Origin of the sequence: Insulibacter thermoxylanivorax (assembly GCF_015472005.1) — a bacterium.
Lineage (GTDB): Bacteria > Bacillota > Bacilli > Paenibacillales > DA-C8 > Insulibacter > Insulibacter thermoxylanivorax.
The window spans coordinates 1-18,316 of record NZ_BMAQ01000036.1 but is presented as its reverse complement, the minus strand read 5'-3'; the positions used below and the strand labels follow the sequence as shown (position 1 = coordinate 18,316).

The following is an 18,316-nucleotide window of genomic DNA, read 5'->3' as shown; positions in this document are numbered from 1 at the left end:
CTCCTCGAAATCGTTTCGGTGTTTGAGAGTGCAAATTCAATTTATAGCTCGATTCCCTCATTTGCCGATTCACCCCCTTCCCAGAGTATGAGCAACATTACTATTCATTGAAATCTGTAATTCATAAATGAACTACAGAAACTTGTAAACATAAATTAAGAGAATAGTAGAGTCAGAGATACCACTTTACCCATTATACAATGGGTTCTCCCAATCGTAAAGAGGTTTTGAGAAATTGTACCATGTCGATCGATGCGATAGACAATATACTACCTTTGGCTCATTTTCGTCAGCTATTAACTTAAACGCGCGAGTTCGCAAAAAGTTGCGTTCCATTTGAATAATTTTTTTAATTTCTTCGCAGGGTCGAACCCTTCGGCAACTGTCTGTTTCTCTGTATCAGGGCTGTATACACACTGCGTACATTATGTATAGCGCCTTGTTACGTAATATATTATAGCCTCAGATATACATTGCGTCTAGAACGAATGATTTCCTCTGTTGGCTACATGTACATTAGGAAGGCCGCCGACAGTCCCTGCCGGCAGCCTCACCTATTATGCTGTTACTTAAATGTACGCTTCTTGCCGTGCAATATGCTTGCTGCTATCATATCTGAACTTATTAAATACAATGAGAAATCATGATGTTATAATCGCGTCTCGTATTATCTCGGAACTTTACCCAGCATATCGAGGATCCGCATGGCCACAGCTGCAGCTTCTGCGCGTGTGAAAGTCGCCTTCGGATCGAAGTAGTAGGTCGGCTTCTCACCTTCTCTAGTTGCGTGCTGCTTACCTGTTATGATTCCTTTATTCGTTACAGCCAGCACACTGGCCTGCGAGTAGTAATCGATCGCATTGGCATCAGTGAACAGCTTCTGCAGATTGGCAAGCACCTTATTTTGATTGGAATCGAGCTTCAGATTCGCTGCACGCGCGATCATGACTGCAGCTTGTTCACGGGTCAGCGTCTGTCTCGTACCAAACTCGCCCAATCTGCCGGTTCCGCGGATAATCCCCGCTCTTGCCGCCGTCTCGATGTAGCGATAATCCCACAGCCCGTCACTGTCGCGGTTGTTCGTCGCATCCACGAAGGTCAGCGTACCTTTGTAATTGAGCGGAAGGTCGAAGATCTTCACCAGCATCGTGACGAATTCGCCGCGGGTGATCGCTTCACTTGGTCTGAATAGTCTGGAGTTGTTGCGGGCTCCCATGATGCCTTTGGAATACAGGGTCTCGATGTCGTTCTTCGCCCAGTCGTGGGACACGACGTCTTCGAAACTCTGCGTCATATACATGACCTGGAAGAATCCGAAGCGATCAACATTCACCGTGATCGTGTTATTCTTCGGATTGACCACTCCTCCGATATTTCTCCAACCGGCTACCGTAATTCCATCACTGTCTTCATATATATCGTATTGGAACACGGTCACATACCGCCAAGCTTCCCTGACGATGGCCGGATCATACTTGAATGTGAGCTCTGCACGTTTTGTCGGCACGACAACTTCTTGAGCATTCCGCAGATAGAAATACTTCCCTTCGTATGGCAAACGTCCGCTGCCAGTCAAGGCTTCCTTAAGATCAGTAACCGGTTCAATGGTACCCACATCGATCCAGAACAGCGGACTCACCGGTTGGAAGTTGCTGTCGCGGTTGCGGAGTCTCACCAGTCCGCCTAGATAGTCATCACTTTCTTTGTCTTGATCAATGATACCGGTATTCGTATCCGCTATGCCGAATACGATTTGGCGATCATCGGACAAATATTGATTCGATGTTTTGGTTTCATTGTCATACAACGGTTCTTGTCTTTGGAAACTTGTGTTTCGTTGGAATCTCAGATCGATCATGTCCTCGAAGACCTTGATTCGGTTCTTCAGTTCGGACTTAAACTTCGCCCCAACGATCGGTTGACTCACGTAATTGATGACGATCGTACCGGGAATGCTCTCCTCGCCTCTCACTACAGTGAATTTGATCTGTTGGGCTCTGCCCGACCGCAAGTCTTGAACTTCAAAATAGAAGTTATGATATCCTTTGTCATTTCTATTGTTAGAACGTCTCTTGGCCGGCTGCCCATCGTATATAACAGCATCGGCGTATTCCGCTCTAATCTCAATCTCCACATAGTTGCTGTTGATGTTGGCTTGCGGCAACCCCTTCTCGTTCGTATAAGTGCGCGGGTAGATGATCTCATAAGGAACCGTTTCTTTCGTGATGGTCACTGTTTGAACGACGAGTATACCCGTGCTGTTCGTAACGATGAATTCGAAGATCGTATCGCCGCGAGCAGACAATTGAATCGACGTTGTTTCAAAGCCCGTGCCGCTTACTCTGCTGGCATTAAATAAGCTTTGATTGGAATCAGCTTGCCTTTCAAAAGCATTGCCTACTTGGGCGAAATGATCATACCATTGCTCGGATTCCCCGTTCTCTTTCGTACGGTAAACATTCAATTTGATATCAGTAATATTGGCTGTTTCACCGATAAATTGCACCGAATTCTCAGTTGTAAAGTAGTGTATGCCTGTGCTGCCGGTGCCTAATCTGAACTTAGGATTGTCATCATCATCTTTGACTCCAATCTTGACGATCGATGGCGCGTTGCTGCTAAACAGGAAGATTTCATAAGTAGCCGTTGTCAGCAGGCGTAATGCGCCGTTCTGTTCCGTGTAAAGTCTAAAAGATAATATATTGCTTCCCTCTTGCAGCTTGTTAACAGCAGATTCTTCATTCGAGATCGCCAGCTTGAAGAAACCTTCGTTATCAACAGTTAACCAACTAGTGATATTCACGTTGTTCAAGAAAACTTCTACATATCTCTTGGCCGGATCTCCCGGGTTGAAATCCCCGATATTCGGTATGTTGACGATCTGCCCTTCGAGACAATATTGATTATTCTCTGTGGTACATTGAAAAGCGGTTAGCGAGTTAACCACTTTCCCGTTATAGAAGTTATCGGGAACAACATATGGCACGCTGCTGACATGGATGTTGTAGGACTTCTTACCAAAATTAAATTCAATACCTTCCTTGATCGGCACAACGATTAACGTATGGACGCCGTTCAGGACATTTTGCATTTCATATTTAAATTTGCGCAAATTGCCGTTTTCCGAAGAGATCTCTTCTATCACTTCGTTCGTTATATGGACCCGATTAGCTGCTTTGATCTCATTTAGATATACGGCGACACCATCCGTCTTATCATCAGCATAGATATAGAATATAGTCGGCTGTTTGGTGATATTAGTTACACCTGTATCGCTGATGATCGTGCCTGTAGTATCGGACTCATCAACTGCGCGGGCTAAATATTTTACATACGGTTGATCAAGATCATAATACGTGAACATCAAGTTCGATTGGGTAACATTCGTCTCACCGTGGAACACGAAATCAACCGTGTAGACGCCCCCGCCGGTAACATCTACCTCCAATTCGAAGCCGCGCACTTCATATCTGCCCGGCTTGCTCAGTTCGGGGTCCGGATCACTAAGATCCGTTGAATCCCAATTCAGCGTATGTGTTTGTTGTGTATCTCCATTAATAACAACATCAACCTTCGTATACTTCGGCAATATCCCTTCGAGATCAACCTTCAGTTTACCAACAAGCGTGATCTTATTGCCATTCGTCAGATCATCTGTATCAATGGAAGGATTCTTGATCAGCTTGTCTCCGGTTTCTTTGATCTTGACCCCGAAAGCGAATGGATCGCCGTTATCATAGATCAAATTTTTCTCTATTTGATAACTGTAAGTATAGTTGCTCGCATTAAATGTCAAGATATTATCGCCTGGATTCAAAGCGATATCCGCATTAGCCCAACCGCCTCTCATATCTGCATACAAGTTGAATTGGTTCATATACGGATACAACCGAACCTCTTGTGCGTCTCCATACTTATAAACAGAGACATTCCTAGCATTATATACATTGGCGGTGATATCGATAATCGTAGACATAGCGGGATTATCCGGATAGATCTTATCCTCATCCCAATGTACTCCATCAACTTTAAACTCCTCGATCCGAACCGTTGGCGCAAAGAATACCCAACCAGGCACGGAACTGATAACGGAGGTTCCGTCCAACTTCACGACGATTCGGTTCAGCCCCTCTGTTAGTTCCACTTCCGAGAAGGTGACCATATGGCCGTCATCACTAACAGCAGGACCTGCTGTCTTGACGGTGCGCGTAACACCTGAATCAACATTGGTTATCTCATAGAACAGATTCGAATACTGATCAGGATTGATACCCGTGATATAAGCAGTCAGTGTAATCGTATTTACCGAGACTTGTGTGACTGCTTTCTCATCTAATTCATTATCCTTGGCCGTATAAATGTTATTAATACTAATCGAAGCAGCAGCCAGCACGCCCGCCGGCGGCACCAAACTCAATACCATAAGGGCTGCCAACAGGACGATGCCCATCCGTTTCCATACAGAACCCCAACTCTTCGTCTGATCTGTGTTCGCCATGTTCCGTTTCACGGATCTATCTCCTCCTCCAAACCCATGATGGGGAATCTTTAAACACTGTTTCATGAATGAAAGCAAAGATTCTTATTCTCTAAGAAATATCGGCTTCCAACCAACAAAAATTTATAAGAAAAGGACCGTTTCTGTCGAAATAGCCCTTTAGTCCTGCCGCCCAACTTGGCTTCACAGCCATGGATTTCGTCTCCCCTTATACCAACAGCTCTGCCGCTTCCTATTCGCATCACACGAACATCACACGACATCACAACAACATCGCACTATCAATGCAGCATCATCATCCCATCGACACACCATCATCGAGCAGGCTTACACTACCGCGCCAGATCTTCCCGCGGCGGGATCTCCGGCACATACGTCTCCACCTGCCTGAGCAAAGCCTCATTCATGCGGCGGACATCGTCCAGCGATTTCATCTCATACGTCCCCGCCTTCATCTGTTCGATCATATAAGCGTTGATTTTATCCGAATAGTGCGACACATCCTTGTAATACGTTAGGTTATGCGTGATCTCGCTCTCGCTCTGAAAGTCGTGAATATGTACATTCGGATAAGCCGCCAGTTTCTCATAGATATATTCCTTAATCTTCATCTGGTTATAGAATCGCTCCGGCTGATGATCATACCACAGCTGGAAACGCAGGATGCTGTATGGCGGATAGAAGAAATGATACTCAATCTCCGGATGCTGCTCCACGATCCGGAGCACATTATGATCAAAGCTCTCCTGGGCATCCTCGAGAATATCCCGCTCGCCCTCCGCCGCCAGCTTCAGATCCGCATCTAACGCTTGATAATAGTGATTGTATACATAGTTCAGGTTAAAGGCATAGTTATACTTCTGCTGCCAGTGGTTCAAGCGGTCCAGCGGGATCGGCGGCTGCTCCGTATTCGTGAACTTGCGCTTCAGCACCCGCAGCGAATCCTCCAGCGTTGAGATGTTGAACAGATACTGGATATCATTCCACGGATTCGTGTCATACAGATATTTCGGATAGGGCCCGTACTCCTCATGCAGCAGCTCCTTGCCGCCGCGGAAGGAAGCGTAGTCCAGCCCCCAGATGATGCGTTCCACCTGTCCGGTGCGCAGCGCCACTTCGCCGGCCAGCCGCTCCTCATAGAGCGAAGAACCGGAGATCGACAGCTTCATCGTCTTCGTCCCCCCGCCGAACACCGCATCCACATGGGAGGGTACGAAGTTCTCCGTCATCGATGTGCCGAGGATGATTGTATTGTACTCCCAATTGCGCGCCAGCCCCGGGTTCTGGTACCGCTGTTCTTCGGAGAAGATCGGGGCATACCAGCTCGCCTGCCGATAATACTGGAGCGGATCGACGATGTAGTTGAGCACGCATACGCCGGCCGAGATCAGCAAGGCGAAGCCTGCGACGAACAGCAAGTACCGCCGATATGCGATCATGGATCGATTTGCAGCCGCCTTGTCATTCATGCGAGATTCTCCCCGTTCATCTATCAGAAGTTAAAGTACAGAAATTCTGTAATCTTATTCATCTGGATCAATGCCAGCACCGCACCTGCGGCCACGGCTCCTGCAAGGACGAAGTTCGGCCGGAACCGCTCCTGCAGTTCATTCGTATTGCACAGCGCGACGGCGATGAGGAAGGCGGCCGCCAGCAGCAGGATTTCCTTCAGCCCCGCCGTGCCGAGCCCGATGCTCTCGAAATTCACCATTCCCCGCAGCACCTTCAGCGCATCCTCCCACTCCGTCGCCCGGAAGAACACCCAGCTGATGTTCACGAACAAAAAAGTGAGCAGCCAGGACACGAGCTTCGGCAGTTTGATATTGAATTCCTTCCAGATGCGGTGGACGATCAGCGCAGCGCCGTGCAGGAAGCCCCAGAAGATGAAGGTCCAGCCCGCACCATGCCAGAACCCGCCGATCAGGAACGTGATCATCAGGTTGCGATATGTCCGCAGCTTGCCGCGGCGATTGCCGCCCAGCGGGATGTAGATATAGTTCATCAGGAAGCGTCCCAGCGTCATATGCCAGCGCCGCCAGAACACCTGGATATTCAGCGATTTGTATGGAGAGTTGAAGTTGAACGGAAGTTTGATATTAAACAGCAAAGCCGCACCGATCGCCATGTCCGAATAGCCGCTGAAGTCAAAATAAAGCTGGAACGTATAGGACAGCGATGTTGCCCATGCTTCGAGCAGCGTTAACGACGTTGCCTGATCGAAGCCGTAATTGGCGAAGGGCGCCAAAGTATCGGCGATCACGACCTTCTTCACGAGGCCCGTGATGAACACTGTGACGCCCAGCGCCATGTTGCGCATATTCACCCGATAGTTGGCCGGATCAGCAAATTGCGGCATCATCTCGCGATGGTGCAGGATCGGACCGGCGATCAGCTGCGGGAAGAAGGTAACGAACAGCGAATAGTTGAGCAAGCTGTTCTCCCGCACTTCCCCTTTGTAGCTGTCCACCAGGTACGTGATCTGGCTGAACGTATAGAAGCTGATGCCGATGGGCAGGATGATGCCCAGCAGCTGCCAATTCGTCTGCAGCAGCGCGTTCAGATTTTCGATGAAGAAGTCCGTATACTTAAAAACACCAAGCAAAGCGATATTCGCCGCAATCGCCAGGCCCAGGACAAGCCGCCTTGTCCCCTGTGAAGTTCGGCGACGCTTGCTGCTGTCAGGCTGCGCAGCTTGCCCGCTCGCAGCTTGTCCGCTGCTTGCCAGCCACCTGCCCGCACCGTAGTTGAACAGCACCGATGCCGCGAGCAGCGGCACATACCGCACATCCCACCATCCGTAAAAATAAAAAGAAGCCGCCACCAACCACAGCTTAGCCGCAGTCACATAACGGAGGCGGACCAGCAGCCAGTAGATGATCAGACTGATCGGCAAAAAGGCAAGAATATAGACATAGCTATTAAACAGCATCGATATCCACGTCCATTCGACTCATACCAGCCTTAACTAATGAAATTCTATAATTCGACATATATCTAATACTATCCAAGCCGTATGCCCATCGTCAACTTGCAGCGCCGAATCCATGTAAACTAAGAAAGGCCCCTGTAAGGAGCCTTGTTGTCTCTACATATTCAATCTGCCTCAATGATCCTCCCGCGGATCCAAGATGCGAAATTTCAAGCCGATCTTGCGCAGCATGCTTAAGATCGGTTTGCGGCGGCGGTTGATGATGCCGATCGCTTCGGCACCGACTGTGATCATGAACAGCACCAAAGCGGTGACGATGATCGTCACCCAGATGCCGGCATGGGACAGCACAATCGCTGTCACGCCGAAGAAGGCCGCCAGCGCGTAGATGATGAGCACCGTTGTGCGATGGCTGAAGCCGAGTCTGAGCAGACAATGATGCAGATGGTTCTTGTCTGCCACGGAGATCGGCTTCTTGTTCACCCAGCGGCGAATGATCGCGAAGAACGTATCCGACAGCGGTACGCCGAGGATGAAGATCGGCACGATGAACGTGACGAGGGCCGCCTGCTTGAACTCCAAGATGGACAAGGTTGCCAGGCTGAAGCCGAGGAACAGCGCCCCGGAATCCCCCATGAAGATCTTCGCGGGATAGAAATTAAAGAACATAAAACCGATGATCGCACCGAGCAATACCGAACAAAGCAAGGCGACGGTGATATTCCCCATCATCAAGGACAACACGAGGATCGAAGCCGTTGCGATCCCCGATACCCCGCTGGCGAGGCCGTCGAGGCCGTCGATCAAGTTGATCGCATTGGAGATCCCGACGATCCACAGCAGGGTGATCGGATAGCTGAGCCATCCGAGGCTCACTTCCGTCTCTACGAAGGGCAGATGCACCATCTCGATGTCCAGTCCAAAGGATATGACCGCGACGGCTGCGGCGATCTGGCCGAGCAGTTTCCATCTCGGCGATAGATCAAACCGGTCATCCAGCGCGCCGGTGATGACGATGATCGTACCTCCGAGCATCAAGCCCCATACGAGCTTGGTATCGATGCCGCTGATCGCTGGATAGACGATGAAGATCCCGGCAGCGAACGCCAGGTAGATCGCCAGCCCTCCAAGCCGCGGCATGATCCTCGTATGTACCTTGCGTTCGTTGGGTTTATCGATCGCTCCGATGAGGAACGCGAGTCGCTTAATCAGAGGTGTTACGATTAGTGCGATAACCAAAGCGCATATGAAACCTACAGCATATAAAGTCCACATAGGGTTATCTCTCCCTCTCGATCTCTGTGCCGAACAGCACCGCAATTATTATAAGGGTTCGACCAGAGATTGACCAGCATCATTTTTAGGTGCGTTTGGCCATACCTTCACAACAGCGAGTTCCCTTCATGCGTGACCTTCAACAACAGCCAACGACATCAATGTCCATCCACATCCATCTATGACCATCAATTACACAGCCCGACAGCATCGAACTTCCTTCATGAACAGCCGCTGCAAACTTCATCTCATGCTTCATTCATTCCGCTGCGCTAGATACTTCGTGATACATCCTGATCGATACGCCGTTACACACTTCAGCCGTTACACACTTCAACGGATAAACTGCTTTTCGCACTGTACTGTTATATATTCTGCTGTTTACAATGGTTATTTACTCATATATATACCGCTCGTCCCATCAGATGCTCTTGCGATGGCGGAGCACCGTCCACATGAACTTCGGCAGAGCGGTCATCCGGCCGATCCGCTTCGGCTCCTGGATCAAACGATACAACCATTCCAGATGCATCTTCTGCATGACCGCCGGCGCCCTCTTCAGCTTCCCGGCGATCACATCGAAACTGCCGCCGACGCCCATCATCACCGGCACTTGAAGCTTGTCCTTATACTTTGCGATCCATGGCTCTTGAGTATACAGCGAACGCCCTACGAACAAGAGATCCGGATTCGCTTCGCGGATCTGGGCGATCACTTCCTCATCCTGCTCCTCTTGGAAGTAGCCATTGCGATAGCCGACGATCTCGATGTTTGGATACCGCTCCCGGATCTTGGCAACCGCTAATACAATTGTATCACGGTCTGCTCCAAGCAGGAAGACACGGTAGCGATTCCGCTCCGCGCGGGCCAGCATCTCCAGCATGAGATCGATGCCCGCCACCCGTTCCGTCACCGGCCGCTTCACCACCTTCGAAGCCCAGACGACGCCGGCGCCGTCGGGAACGTTCAGATCCGCTTCTTCAAGGACACGGCGAAAATCCGGATTCTTCAGCCCTTCCATGATCATGATCGGATTGATCGTAACCACTTGCTGCGGCCGTTTGCGCTCGATCATGTGCTCCATGTAATTCGCTGTCTCGATGAATCCCATCGCTGAGATGGGGATATCGAACAGCTTGATGAAAGGAACATCCACGATTTTCATCCTCCTCCTTTATTTACGTAAGTATGCCGTGATTTGTTGCGCCGGCCGCAGCGCTTTGTTTTTGATCTCCTCGATGTACGCCCTTTTGCCCAGCTTCCATTGCTCCCTGTTCTGCAGCAGTTTCAGCGCCTCCCGCGCCACAAGATGCGGGTGCAGCTCATCCGTAGATCCCGCCGCGCTCATCCCGAGCTGATGCAGGAAGTGATCGATCTTCGGATCGTAGGAGATGCCGACCAGCGGCACCTCATGGGAAGCCGCATAGATCAGTGAGTGCAGACGCATGCCGATGAGCAGGTCGCAGGCTGCCACCTGTTCCAGCATGTCCTGCGGATAGACGGCTTCCGTATAGATATCCACGCGCCGGAGATGTTCCGCGCTCATCTGATTCATCACATGGTATGAAGCTTTCACATCATTCGGCAGATAGAACGGCAAGAAGCGAATCCGTACATGCGGGTCGCTGTCCAGAATCTGACCCAGCGCGATCGCAAGCCGGTTCAGCTCCTCCCGATAAGGGTGCCAGAAGCGCACGGATACTCCGATGAGCAGGGGTTTGTTTGGTCTGTCCTCTTTATCCGGTTTATCCGGCCTATCAGACTTATCCGGCTTGCCCGCCGCGTCCACGGATGAACCGATCCTTACGCCGAGCCACGGGCTCTCGTTGGCATTTGGAATGATAACCTCTGCTTTGCCATTGGTATAATGCTCTGCTGTCTCTGCGATTGCCTCTGCGATTGCCTCTGCGGTTACTTCTGTGGTTACTTCTGTGGTTACTTCTGTGGTTACTTTTACAGTTACCTCTTCGGTTACTTCTTCGGTTACTTCTTCGGTTACCTCATCGTTTACCTCTGCGATCTCTGCCGCATCATCCGCCGGCGCCCCGCGATCCGACTCGGCCCAGTGCCCGCTCTCCGCCAGATGCTGCAAGCCGCCGGCCGCATCCTCGCCTTGCCGCACCTCCGCTTCCAGGCCCATCACCGGATCGCTCACAACGTCGATGCGCTGCGGATCGATGCCGATCTCCCACAGCAGTTCCCGCGACTCCTGGTCACGAACAGAGATATACTGGCTCCGGCTGTAGATATATCGAATGAACGGATAGAAGGACTTCGTCTGAATCGGTCCGACGCCCTGCGCGTAGATGAACGTCGGCTTGCCGAACCATTGTGCAAACTTGATGATGCTGAGATAGTACGGGATCGTCATGCGCCCCGTGATATCCTGCAGCAAGCTGCCGCCGCCGCTCACCAGTCCGTCGCTCCTCCTGAGCTCCCGCACGATGCCGAGCAGATTCATGCGCGAGATCGCCCGTACGCCGTGCATCTGCTCCGTCGCCCGCGGATTCACGGAAAGCACCGTCGGCACGATGTTCACTTGCTGCTTCTCCGCTTCGTTCCGCAGCGCCTGCAGGATCGAGCTTAATACCGCCTCATCCCCGCTGTTGCCGTAGCCGTAATATCCCGAGATGACCAATTTCTTCGCATCGGGCTTGCCGGCGGCATCGCGGATCTCGCCGGCGATGCGCAGCAGCCTGCGATAGATCGCCGCCGTCCGCTGCCCCATGCGCTCGAGAGAGAATTCACTGACGACGCGCCGCCGCGCCGTTCCCGCCAGCCGGGCAGCCGTCTCCGGCTCCTCCATCAAGCGAATCACCGCTTCTGCCAACTGCTCGCTCGAGCACGGCTCGATGATCAGCCCATTCACTTCATGCTCCGTGAAGTCTAGGATCCCGCCGACACCGGTGACGATCGCCGGCAGCCCGCTGGCCATCGCCTCGAGGACATTCAGTCCCAGCCCTTCCGAGAGCGAAGCGCTGACGAAGCAATCGAAGGCCCGCATGCAGTCGGCGATATCGCGGCGGAAGCCGGCGAAGGTGACGTGCCGCGTCACGCCGAGCTGCGCCGCCAGCTGCTTAAGCGCCGCCTCCTCCGGACCGCTGCCGATGATGACGAGGTGAGCCTTGGCATTCGCTCTTAGGATATCCGGCATCGCACGGATCGCATAGTCGACGCCCTTGATCCGCACCAGCCGGCCGACGCTGCCGATCACATAGGCATCCTTCGGCACGCCCCAAGCCGCGCGCAGCTCAGCACGGCGGGCGGCGTGTTCATCCGTGGCAACCGGCGTAAATTCCGCGACATCGATGCCGTGATGCACCGCCGTCACCAGCTCCGGCGGGATGCCCTCGTCGATCAGCGAACGGCGCAGCGCATTGGATACCGCGATGAAATGGCTGTTATAGCGGCGCGTACTCGTCTCCATCAGCCGTGCGAAGCCGTAGGCGGCACGGTTCTCATAATCGTAGCGAAGGATGCTGTGCACCGTCGTGATCAGCGGGATATGATCCATCTTCCGCGCAGCGAGACGCGCGAAGAAATTCGCCTTCACCCCGTGCGTATGGATGATATCCGGCTGCTCACGCTCGAACACCCGCCTGAGACCCGCCGTCAGCCGCACATCGAAGCGCCCATACTTCAGCACTTCCACTTCTAAGCCGCGTTCCCTAAGCGTCTGCGACAAACCCGCTTCATAGAAGCAGACAACCTTGCCCCGCACGCCTTCCTTCGGCATGAGGGACATCAGCTCGATGATATGCTGCTCCGCACCGCCGAACTCTCCGCCGCCGATCACATGGATCACACGCAAGCTAGACTTCACCCGCTCCTCGCTCCTTTCCTGCCAACTGTCTTGCTGATCTGGATCATGCTTCTTGCAATTGATCCGCAAAATTCACGAACATGGCTGCAAAGTATCTTGCCAAACAGCTTGCCCTTGCCAATCAGCTGCCTATATTACTACCTATATCATCTGTTCACCCTCTGCGTCTTAACCGTCCGATGAGTTGATCCACCAATTCACGAAAGATCGGTTCGCGCAGGAGCAGCAGCATCCCGCCGTACACCGCAGCGCAGACGGCGATCACCGTAAGGAGCATCACGATCAGCGGCCAGCCGCCCGTCACCTCACGCAGTACAATCAACACGCCGCCCATTACCAGAGCCGCGGCCGCCCCCTTCAAGAGCGACAGATAAAACTCCCGCCGAAACAACTTCCCCACCCGGCGCCTCAGCACCCAGGTTAAGAGGAACATATTCACATAGGTCACAACCGAAAAAGCCAGCGCCAATCCCCCATGATCCAGCCAAGGGATGAAGAGGAGGCCCAGCACCACATACAGTCCCAGTGACAGCGCTCCGGTGATCACCGGCGTGCGCGTGTCCTCAAGGGCATAGAATGCCCGGGTGAGCAGGTCTCTTCCCGCCCATCCGACCATGCACAGCGCAAACCATAAGGTCGCCCAGCTCGTCAGCTGCACCGCTTCATCGGTGAAATTCCCCCCATGGGCATAGAAGATGCGGACGAATTCCTCCGCCAGCAGGATGAGCCCGACCGTAGCCGGTGCCAGGATATGATATTGATATAAGAAACCCTTGGCGAGAACGCCCTTCATATCCTCCATCCGCTGTTGCTTCACGTATTCCGACAACAAGGGGAAAAGCGGCACCGCAAGCGCCCCGGCAAACAGGCCGATCGGCACCTGTACGATCCCGTTCGCCAGCCCCAAGGTGGTGATCTTCTGATCGCCCAAGCCCGATGCCAGCACCTTCTCCAGGATGAGATAGGACTGCGAGACGACGGAGCCGATCAAGAGCGGCGCGAATCGCTCGCCCATGCTGCGCAGGTCGCGGTCGTCCCGCCAGCGGAAATCCGGCCGAAGCTTGTACTGCTTGCGCCGGACCGGCGGCAGCAGATAGAAGGCATATAAGATGAAGCCGATCGTCACACCCCAGGCGATGCCGCGCATGCCGCAGGTATGACCGACGAGATAGATCGCTGCGATGACCGCCGCGCCGCTGAGCAGCGTCCCAAGTGAGGGGGCGAAGAACTCATGATGCGCATTTAACACACTGGAGAAAACCGATACAACCCCAATAAAAAACACCGACACCATCATGATCGCGAAGAGATCCACAGCGAGCGCATACTTCGCCCCGGTAAACCCCGGTGCCAGCACGCGAACGAGCGGCTTGGCGAAGATGAGGCTGAGGGCGACGATGATGATGCACGCAAGAGAGACGATGGTCAGCGTCCGCTGCACGATCTCCTGCCGGCGCAGCCGGCTTGTCCCGTCCTGCCCGCCGTATCCCTTCAATGTGGGGATCAACACGGAGCTGATCACGCCCGTCATGATCGACAACATCGCCGTCGGGATCGTGATCGCCCAGAGGAAAGCATCCGTCTCTGCCCCCACGCCGAATTCATGGGTTAGCAGGATGTTGCGAAGCAGGCCGACGATCCGCCCCGCCAGCGTAACCGCGGCCAGCAGTGCGGCGGATTTTAATATTTTGTGACTTGTCATGCTCGACTCCACCTGAATTCCGTATAAAATCTATTTCATTCTAGACCAAATACCATGGAATCACAACGATATCCATCGGCTTCGCACCTGGAAATCTACGACTGTGCGACGAGGATCACGCCGATCACGATGGCGGCGAGCCCCGCGATGCGCATGAGCGAGAGCGAATCTCCAAACAGGAAATACGATGCCGCCGCCACGATCACATAGCCGGCAGCGGCCATCGGATAGGCATAGGACAACTGCACCTTCGACAGCGCGAAGATCCAGGTGATCGCCGAGAGCGCATACATCCCCATGCCGCAGAGGATCGGCAGGTTGGTAAAATATTTGAACAGCAATTGATGAAAAGGTTCACCTTGAACCGTCTGCACCTGCAGCGTGCCGAATTTCATCAGCACTTGTCCCGCTGCTCCCAGCAGCACCGAGGTGAAGATCAGCACGAGCGGTTTGCCGAACATCGTACCATCCCCCCTGAGTTTGCTCATTATCCATATTACTGATTACTTACACATTTAATATCTACTATCCTATGTATGGGCAGCATCATCCGTCAAGCGATTTCCTGAGGATGGCACTCGGCTCCAAAAAAATTTTAGCAAAAAGTGCAGGGCTAACTGCCATGCGCATCGTCTATTGGTGTGGAAAAGGAGGGGAACGAGATTCAGGACATTGGGCAAAAAGATTGGATCCAAGCGGTGCTGGAAGGCGGGCCCGAGCATTTTCGGCCTTTCGTCCAGGCTTATGGTCCATACATATACAGAACCGTCTTCGCCGTGCTGCAGTCGCCCCATGATGCGGAGGATGTGACCCAGGAGGTGCTGCTCCAAATCTATCGTTCCCTCCCGGAATACAGGATGGAAGGATGGAAGACATGGATCACCCGCATCGCCGTCCATCGCGCCATCGATTATAAGCGGAAGAAGATGCGCAGGCCGGAGCTGTTTCAGGACAGCGAACTGCTCGAGGGGCAGGATGCGGCGCCGGATGCAGAGAAGGAAGCACTCCAGAGGGTGCAGCGGCAGCAGGTCCATGCGCTGATCGACCAACTGCCGCCCAATTATCGCGAAGTGATCGCTGCTTATTATATAGAAGACAAATCTTACGAAGAGATCGCTGAAGCTGCGGGACTGGAGAAGAAGAGCGTGGAATCACGGCTGTACCGGGCCCGCAACTGGATCAAACGACGCTGGAGGAGGGAGGATTTCGAATGAAGGATGCCCATATCACGCGCACGATGATGGAGCGCTATGTCCTCGGACAGCTGTCCGAAGATGAGCGCAAATGCATCGACGAGCATCTGCTTACATGCGATCGCTGTTTGCAGCAGCTGATGGAGGCGGAGCCGCTCCTTGGTCCGCAGGTGCAGCTTTCCGCAAAGGATCTGCATCGGCTCGAAGAGCGCGTCATCTCCCAGCTTCATGCGGACAGGAAGAAGCCCGTTCGGCGCCGTGTTCGCTGGCTGCAGCGCACATCTGTGCAGTATGCGGTCGCCGCTTCGATCACTCTCATCCTGTTCATCAGCGGGGCTTTCTCGAACGTTGCGTTGAAACTTGCTGAGCTGGAGATGAGTGCAGCTGTCGAACAGCGTTCATCCCAGCATCCGTCGACGATCTTGAATCCTGCTTCGCAGGAATCCTGGTCGGAACAACTGATGAACCGAACCGGCGATTGGCTGGATCGGTTGAAGGCTTATCGATTCGATCAACAATAAAAGGCTTATCGATTCGATCAACAATAATAAGGAGAGGCAGGAAATCCCTATGAACAAAAATCCACTAACCGCGTTCTTCCTCAGCTTCATCCCCGGAGCAGGCCATGCCTATCTCGGCAGGTCCATCCGCGGACTGCTGTACGGAGGAGCTTTCTTCGGACCTCTGGGGCTGCTGCTGTTCATCTGGGCAGCGGGCGATCTTGACAGCGAGATCGGATTGATCTTGCTCACTTGTTCATTCCTGAGCTGGGCTGTCAATATGCTCGATATGATCATCTCTCTGGTCAGCGGCAAAGCCTTTGCCCCCTCGCCCGGTCATCTTCATTCGCCCGAGGCGCTCACATCCTATGAGCAGCAGCGCGAGCGATCCCGCGTCATCGTGCTGTCGCTGATCCCCGGGCTTGGCCATATGAGCATCGGTCTCATGCAGCGGGGCATCACCTTCTTGATCTCATTTGTCGGCCTGGCAGCCGTCATCATCTTCCTCAGCGTAGTGGTAAACAGCGGCGCCCTGCTGGTCTTCCTGCTCGGGCTGCCGGTGATTTGGATCTACAGTATCTTCGATGCTGCCCATTGCATGTCCGCCAAGCAGCGCGGTGAGTCCATCGATGACCGCTCGCTCTTTCAGGATCTGGAGTCCCAGATCGGATCGGGCCGCAAGAACAAGGTGCTCGCCCTTGCGCTCTCGATCTTCCCGGGATTGGGGCATCTCTACCTGGGCCTGCAGATGCGCGGTCTGCAGCTGATGGCCGGTTTTCTGCTGATCATCTATATCATGGATCATTTCCGGCTGTCCCTGTTCTTCTTCTTGCTCCCGCTGCTCTGGTGCTTCGCCTTCTTCGATGCGCTGCATCAGGCCGGCCGCTATGAACGCGGCGTGCTCCGCGATGAGCCGGTGCTCACGCAATTCATCCGGTATCAGCGCTGGATCGGCATCGCACTGCTGACCTTCGGCGTGCTGTACCTCGTCGATCAATTGGCAGCGAAGGTGTTGGCGGAAAATTCGAAGGAGCTGTACAGCGTCTATCTGGAGATCAAGTATATGCTTCCCGTTGCCATCGTATCCTTCATCATGATCGCCGTCGGCTTGAGGCTCATCTTCGGCAGCAAGGCCGATCCCGAACAAGGTACGCCTGAGATGGTGCTGCAAGCTCAGGATGCGTCTGACATGCCGAATTCAACATGGCCTGAATCGCCGACCCAAAAAGGGGAACGAACGGAGGAACGATCGGAATGAATGAGATGCGAGCGAATGATACGTCAATGAATGAGATGCGAATAAAAGAAACGCGAGTGAATGAGTTACCTATGAATGAGATGCGAGCGAATGAGTCGCCTATGAATGAAACGCCAATAAACGAGGTGCAAGTGAATGAGAGGCGGGGAAATCGCAGGGTGTGGCGGGTCGGATCGATTACGACAGGTGTGACCCTCCTGCTGATGGGTATCATCCTGGCCGCCTCCCTCTGGACGCAGATCGAAGCCTATGAGGCCCTGAGTTGGATCGGGCCGGTGATCTTCATCCTGCTGGGCATCGAGGTGCTGCTCTACCTGAAATATGCCGATGCGGAGAAGACCGGCGTGCGCTACGATTGGTTCAGTATCTTCACCGTCGGCATCATCAGCACCCTCAGCATCGTGCTGGCCCTGTTCATCTCGACTGGTTTGTATGATGAGATGCAGCGGGGCATGCAGATGATGCAGCGCTCCGTCTATGTGAGCCACGAGCCTGTACGAGTGCCGGAACATGTGGAGAAGATCATCGTCCATTCCTTAAGCAATGTGGAGCATTACGAGTCGGACACCCGAGAGCTGCAATTGCTTGGGCAGCTGCAATACTGGTCCGCGGAACCGCTCGCTCTCGAGAACGTCGATCTGCTCGAGACGAACACCGTCGGCTCCACGATGTATGTGATGATCGGCACGATCGACCGGCGGGACGCAGGATGGTTCCCCAGCCGCGTCCATTCACAGCTGAGCCTTTTCATTCCCGAAGGCATCGAGGTGATACACCGCTAAGCTGCGGGTAATCCATCCGCATTTGAAGGTGCGGATGTAACGCAACTTTGACACGGCTGTATCGTGTCTGTATCGCAGCTGTATCACGGAAGTATCTCGGATGTATCACGGATGTATCACGGATGTATCTCGGATGTAAATCGACTGTAACGCAAAATGTAACACGACTGTGCAACCAAGCCGTAGATCAGGTGCTGTCACCATGCAGCGTGGCAGCACCTTTTTGGTTTATATATTCGTCATGGAGATCTTGCTGGTGGATGCATACTCACCATGGAGATCTTGTGTGGGATCTTGCGTGGGATCTCGCTGGGTATTTCACATGAGGCCTCACTTCGCCGAGATCCTAACGGAAC

Annotated in this window: 12 protein-coding genes; 4 read left to right on the top strand and 8 right to left on the bottom strand. The window is 53.2% G+C overall.

All coding sequences use genetic code 11. The annotated features are described in order from the left end of the window. Positions 1-667: 667 nt before the first annotated feature. The 8 genes from PRECH8_RS12280 to PRECH8_RS12245 form a co-directional block, all read right to left on the bottom strand. Positions 668-4,510 (bottom strand): S-layer homology domain-containing protein, encoded by a 3,843-nt coding sequence (locus tag PRECH8_RS12280; RefSeq protein ID WP_200967404.1) that lies wholly within the window; start codon positions 4,508-4,510, stop codon positions 668-670. A gap of 320 nt (positions 4,511-4,830) precedes the next feature. Then, positions 4,831-5,967: a hypothetical protein gene (locus PRECH8_RS12275; protein WP_200967403.1), complete on the bottom strand. Its 1,137-nt coding sequence runs from the start codon at positions 5,965-5,967 to the stop codon at positions 4,831-4,833. A gap of 23 nt (positions 5,968-5,990) precedes the next feature. Further along, a complete protein-coding gene (locus PRECH8_RS12270; RefSeq protein ID WP_200967402.1) occupies positions 5,991-7,427 on the bottom strand; it encodes an MBOAT family O-acyltransferase in 1,437 nt (478 codons plus the stop codon). A gap of 174 nt (positions 7,428-7,601) precedes the next feature. Continuing rightward, complete coding sequence (locus tag PRECH8_RS12265) at positions 7,602-8,702, bottom strand: glycosyltransferase family 4 protein (RefSeq protein ID WP_200967401.1); 1,101 nt, start codon at positions 8,700-8,702, stop codon at positions 7,602-7,604. Positions 8,703-9,123: 421 nt separating this feature from the next. After that, positions 9,124-9,867: a WecB/TagA/CpsF family glycosyltransferase gene (locus tag PRECH8_RS12260; protein ID WP_200967400.1), complete on the bottom strand. Its 744-nt coding sequence runs from the start codon at positions 9,865-9,867 to the stop codon at positions 9,124-9,126. Between the two features lie 9 nt (positions 9,868-9,876). Next, positions 9,877-12,525: a glycosyltransferase family 4 protein gene (locus tag PRECH8_RS12255; protein ID WP_200967399.1), complete on the bottom strand. Its 2,649-nt coding sequence runs from the start codon at positions 12,523-12,525 to the stop codon at positions 9,877-9,879. A gap of 154 nt (positions 12,526-12,679) precedes the next feature. Then, positions 12,680-14,227, bottom strand: a complete 1,548-nt coding sequence (gene murJ, locus PRECH8_RS12250; RefSeq protein WP_200967398.1) for a murein biosynthesis integral membrane protein MurJ — start codon at positions 14,225-14,227, stop codon at positions 12,680-12,682. A gap of 95 nt (positions 14,228-14,322) precedes the next feature. After that, a complete protein-coding gene (locus tag PRECH8_RS12245; RefSeq protein ID WP_200967397.1) occupies positions 14,323-14,688 on the bottom strand; it encodes a DMT family transporter in 366 nt (121 codons plus the stop codon). 180 nt (positions 14,689-14,868) lie between these two features. Here PRECH8_RS12245 and PRECH8_RS12240 point away from each other — a divergent pair, with 180 nt between their 5' ends. From PRECH8_RS12240 to PRECH8_RS12225, 4 genes are all read left to right on the top strand, one after another. Beyond that, positions 14,869-15,441, top strand: coding sequence for an RNA polymerase sigma factor (locus PRECH8_RS12240; RefSeq protein ID WP_242457569.1), 573 nt, complete (start codon positions 14,869-14,871; stop codon positions 15,439-15,441). Continuing rightward, positions 15,438-15,941, top strand: coding sequence for a zf-HC2 domain-containing protein (locus PRECH8_RS12235; protein ID WP_200967396.1), 504 nt, complete (start codon positions 15,438-15,440; stop codon positions 15,939-15,941). Before PRECH8_RS12240 ends, PRECH8_RS12235 begins: the two co-directional genes overlap by 4 nt. A 49-nt stretch (positions 15,942-15,990) precedes the next feature. Next, positions 15,991-17,178, top strand: coding sequence for a hypothetical protein (locus PRECH8_RS12230; RefSeq protein WP_200967395.1), 1,188 nt, complete (start codon positions 15,991-15,993; stop codon positions 17,176-17,178). 71 nt (positions 17,179-17,249) lie between these two features. Next, positions 17,250-17,960, top strand: coding sequence for a hypothetical protein (locus tag PRECH8_RS12225; RefSeq protein ID WP_207161800.1), 711 nt, complete (start codon positions 17,250-17,252; stop codon positions 17,958-17,960). Positions 17,961-18,316: the final 356 nt, after the last annotated feature.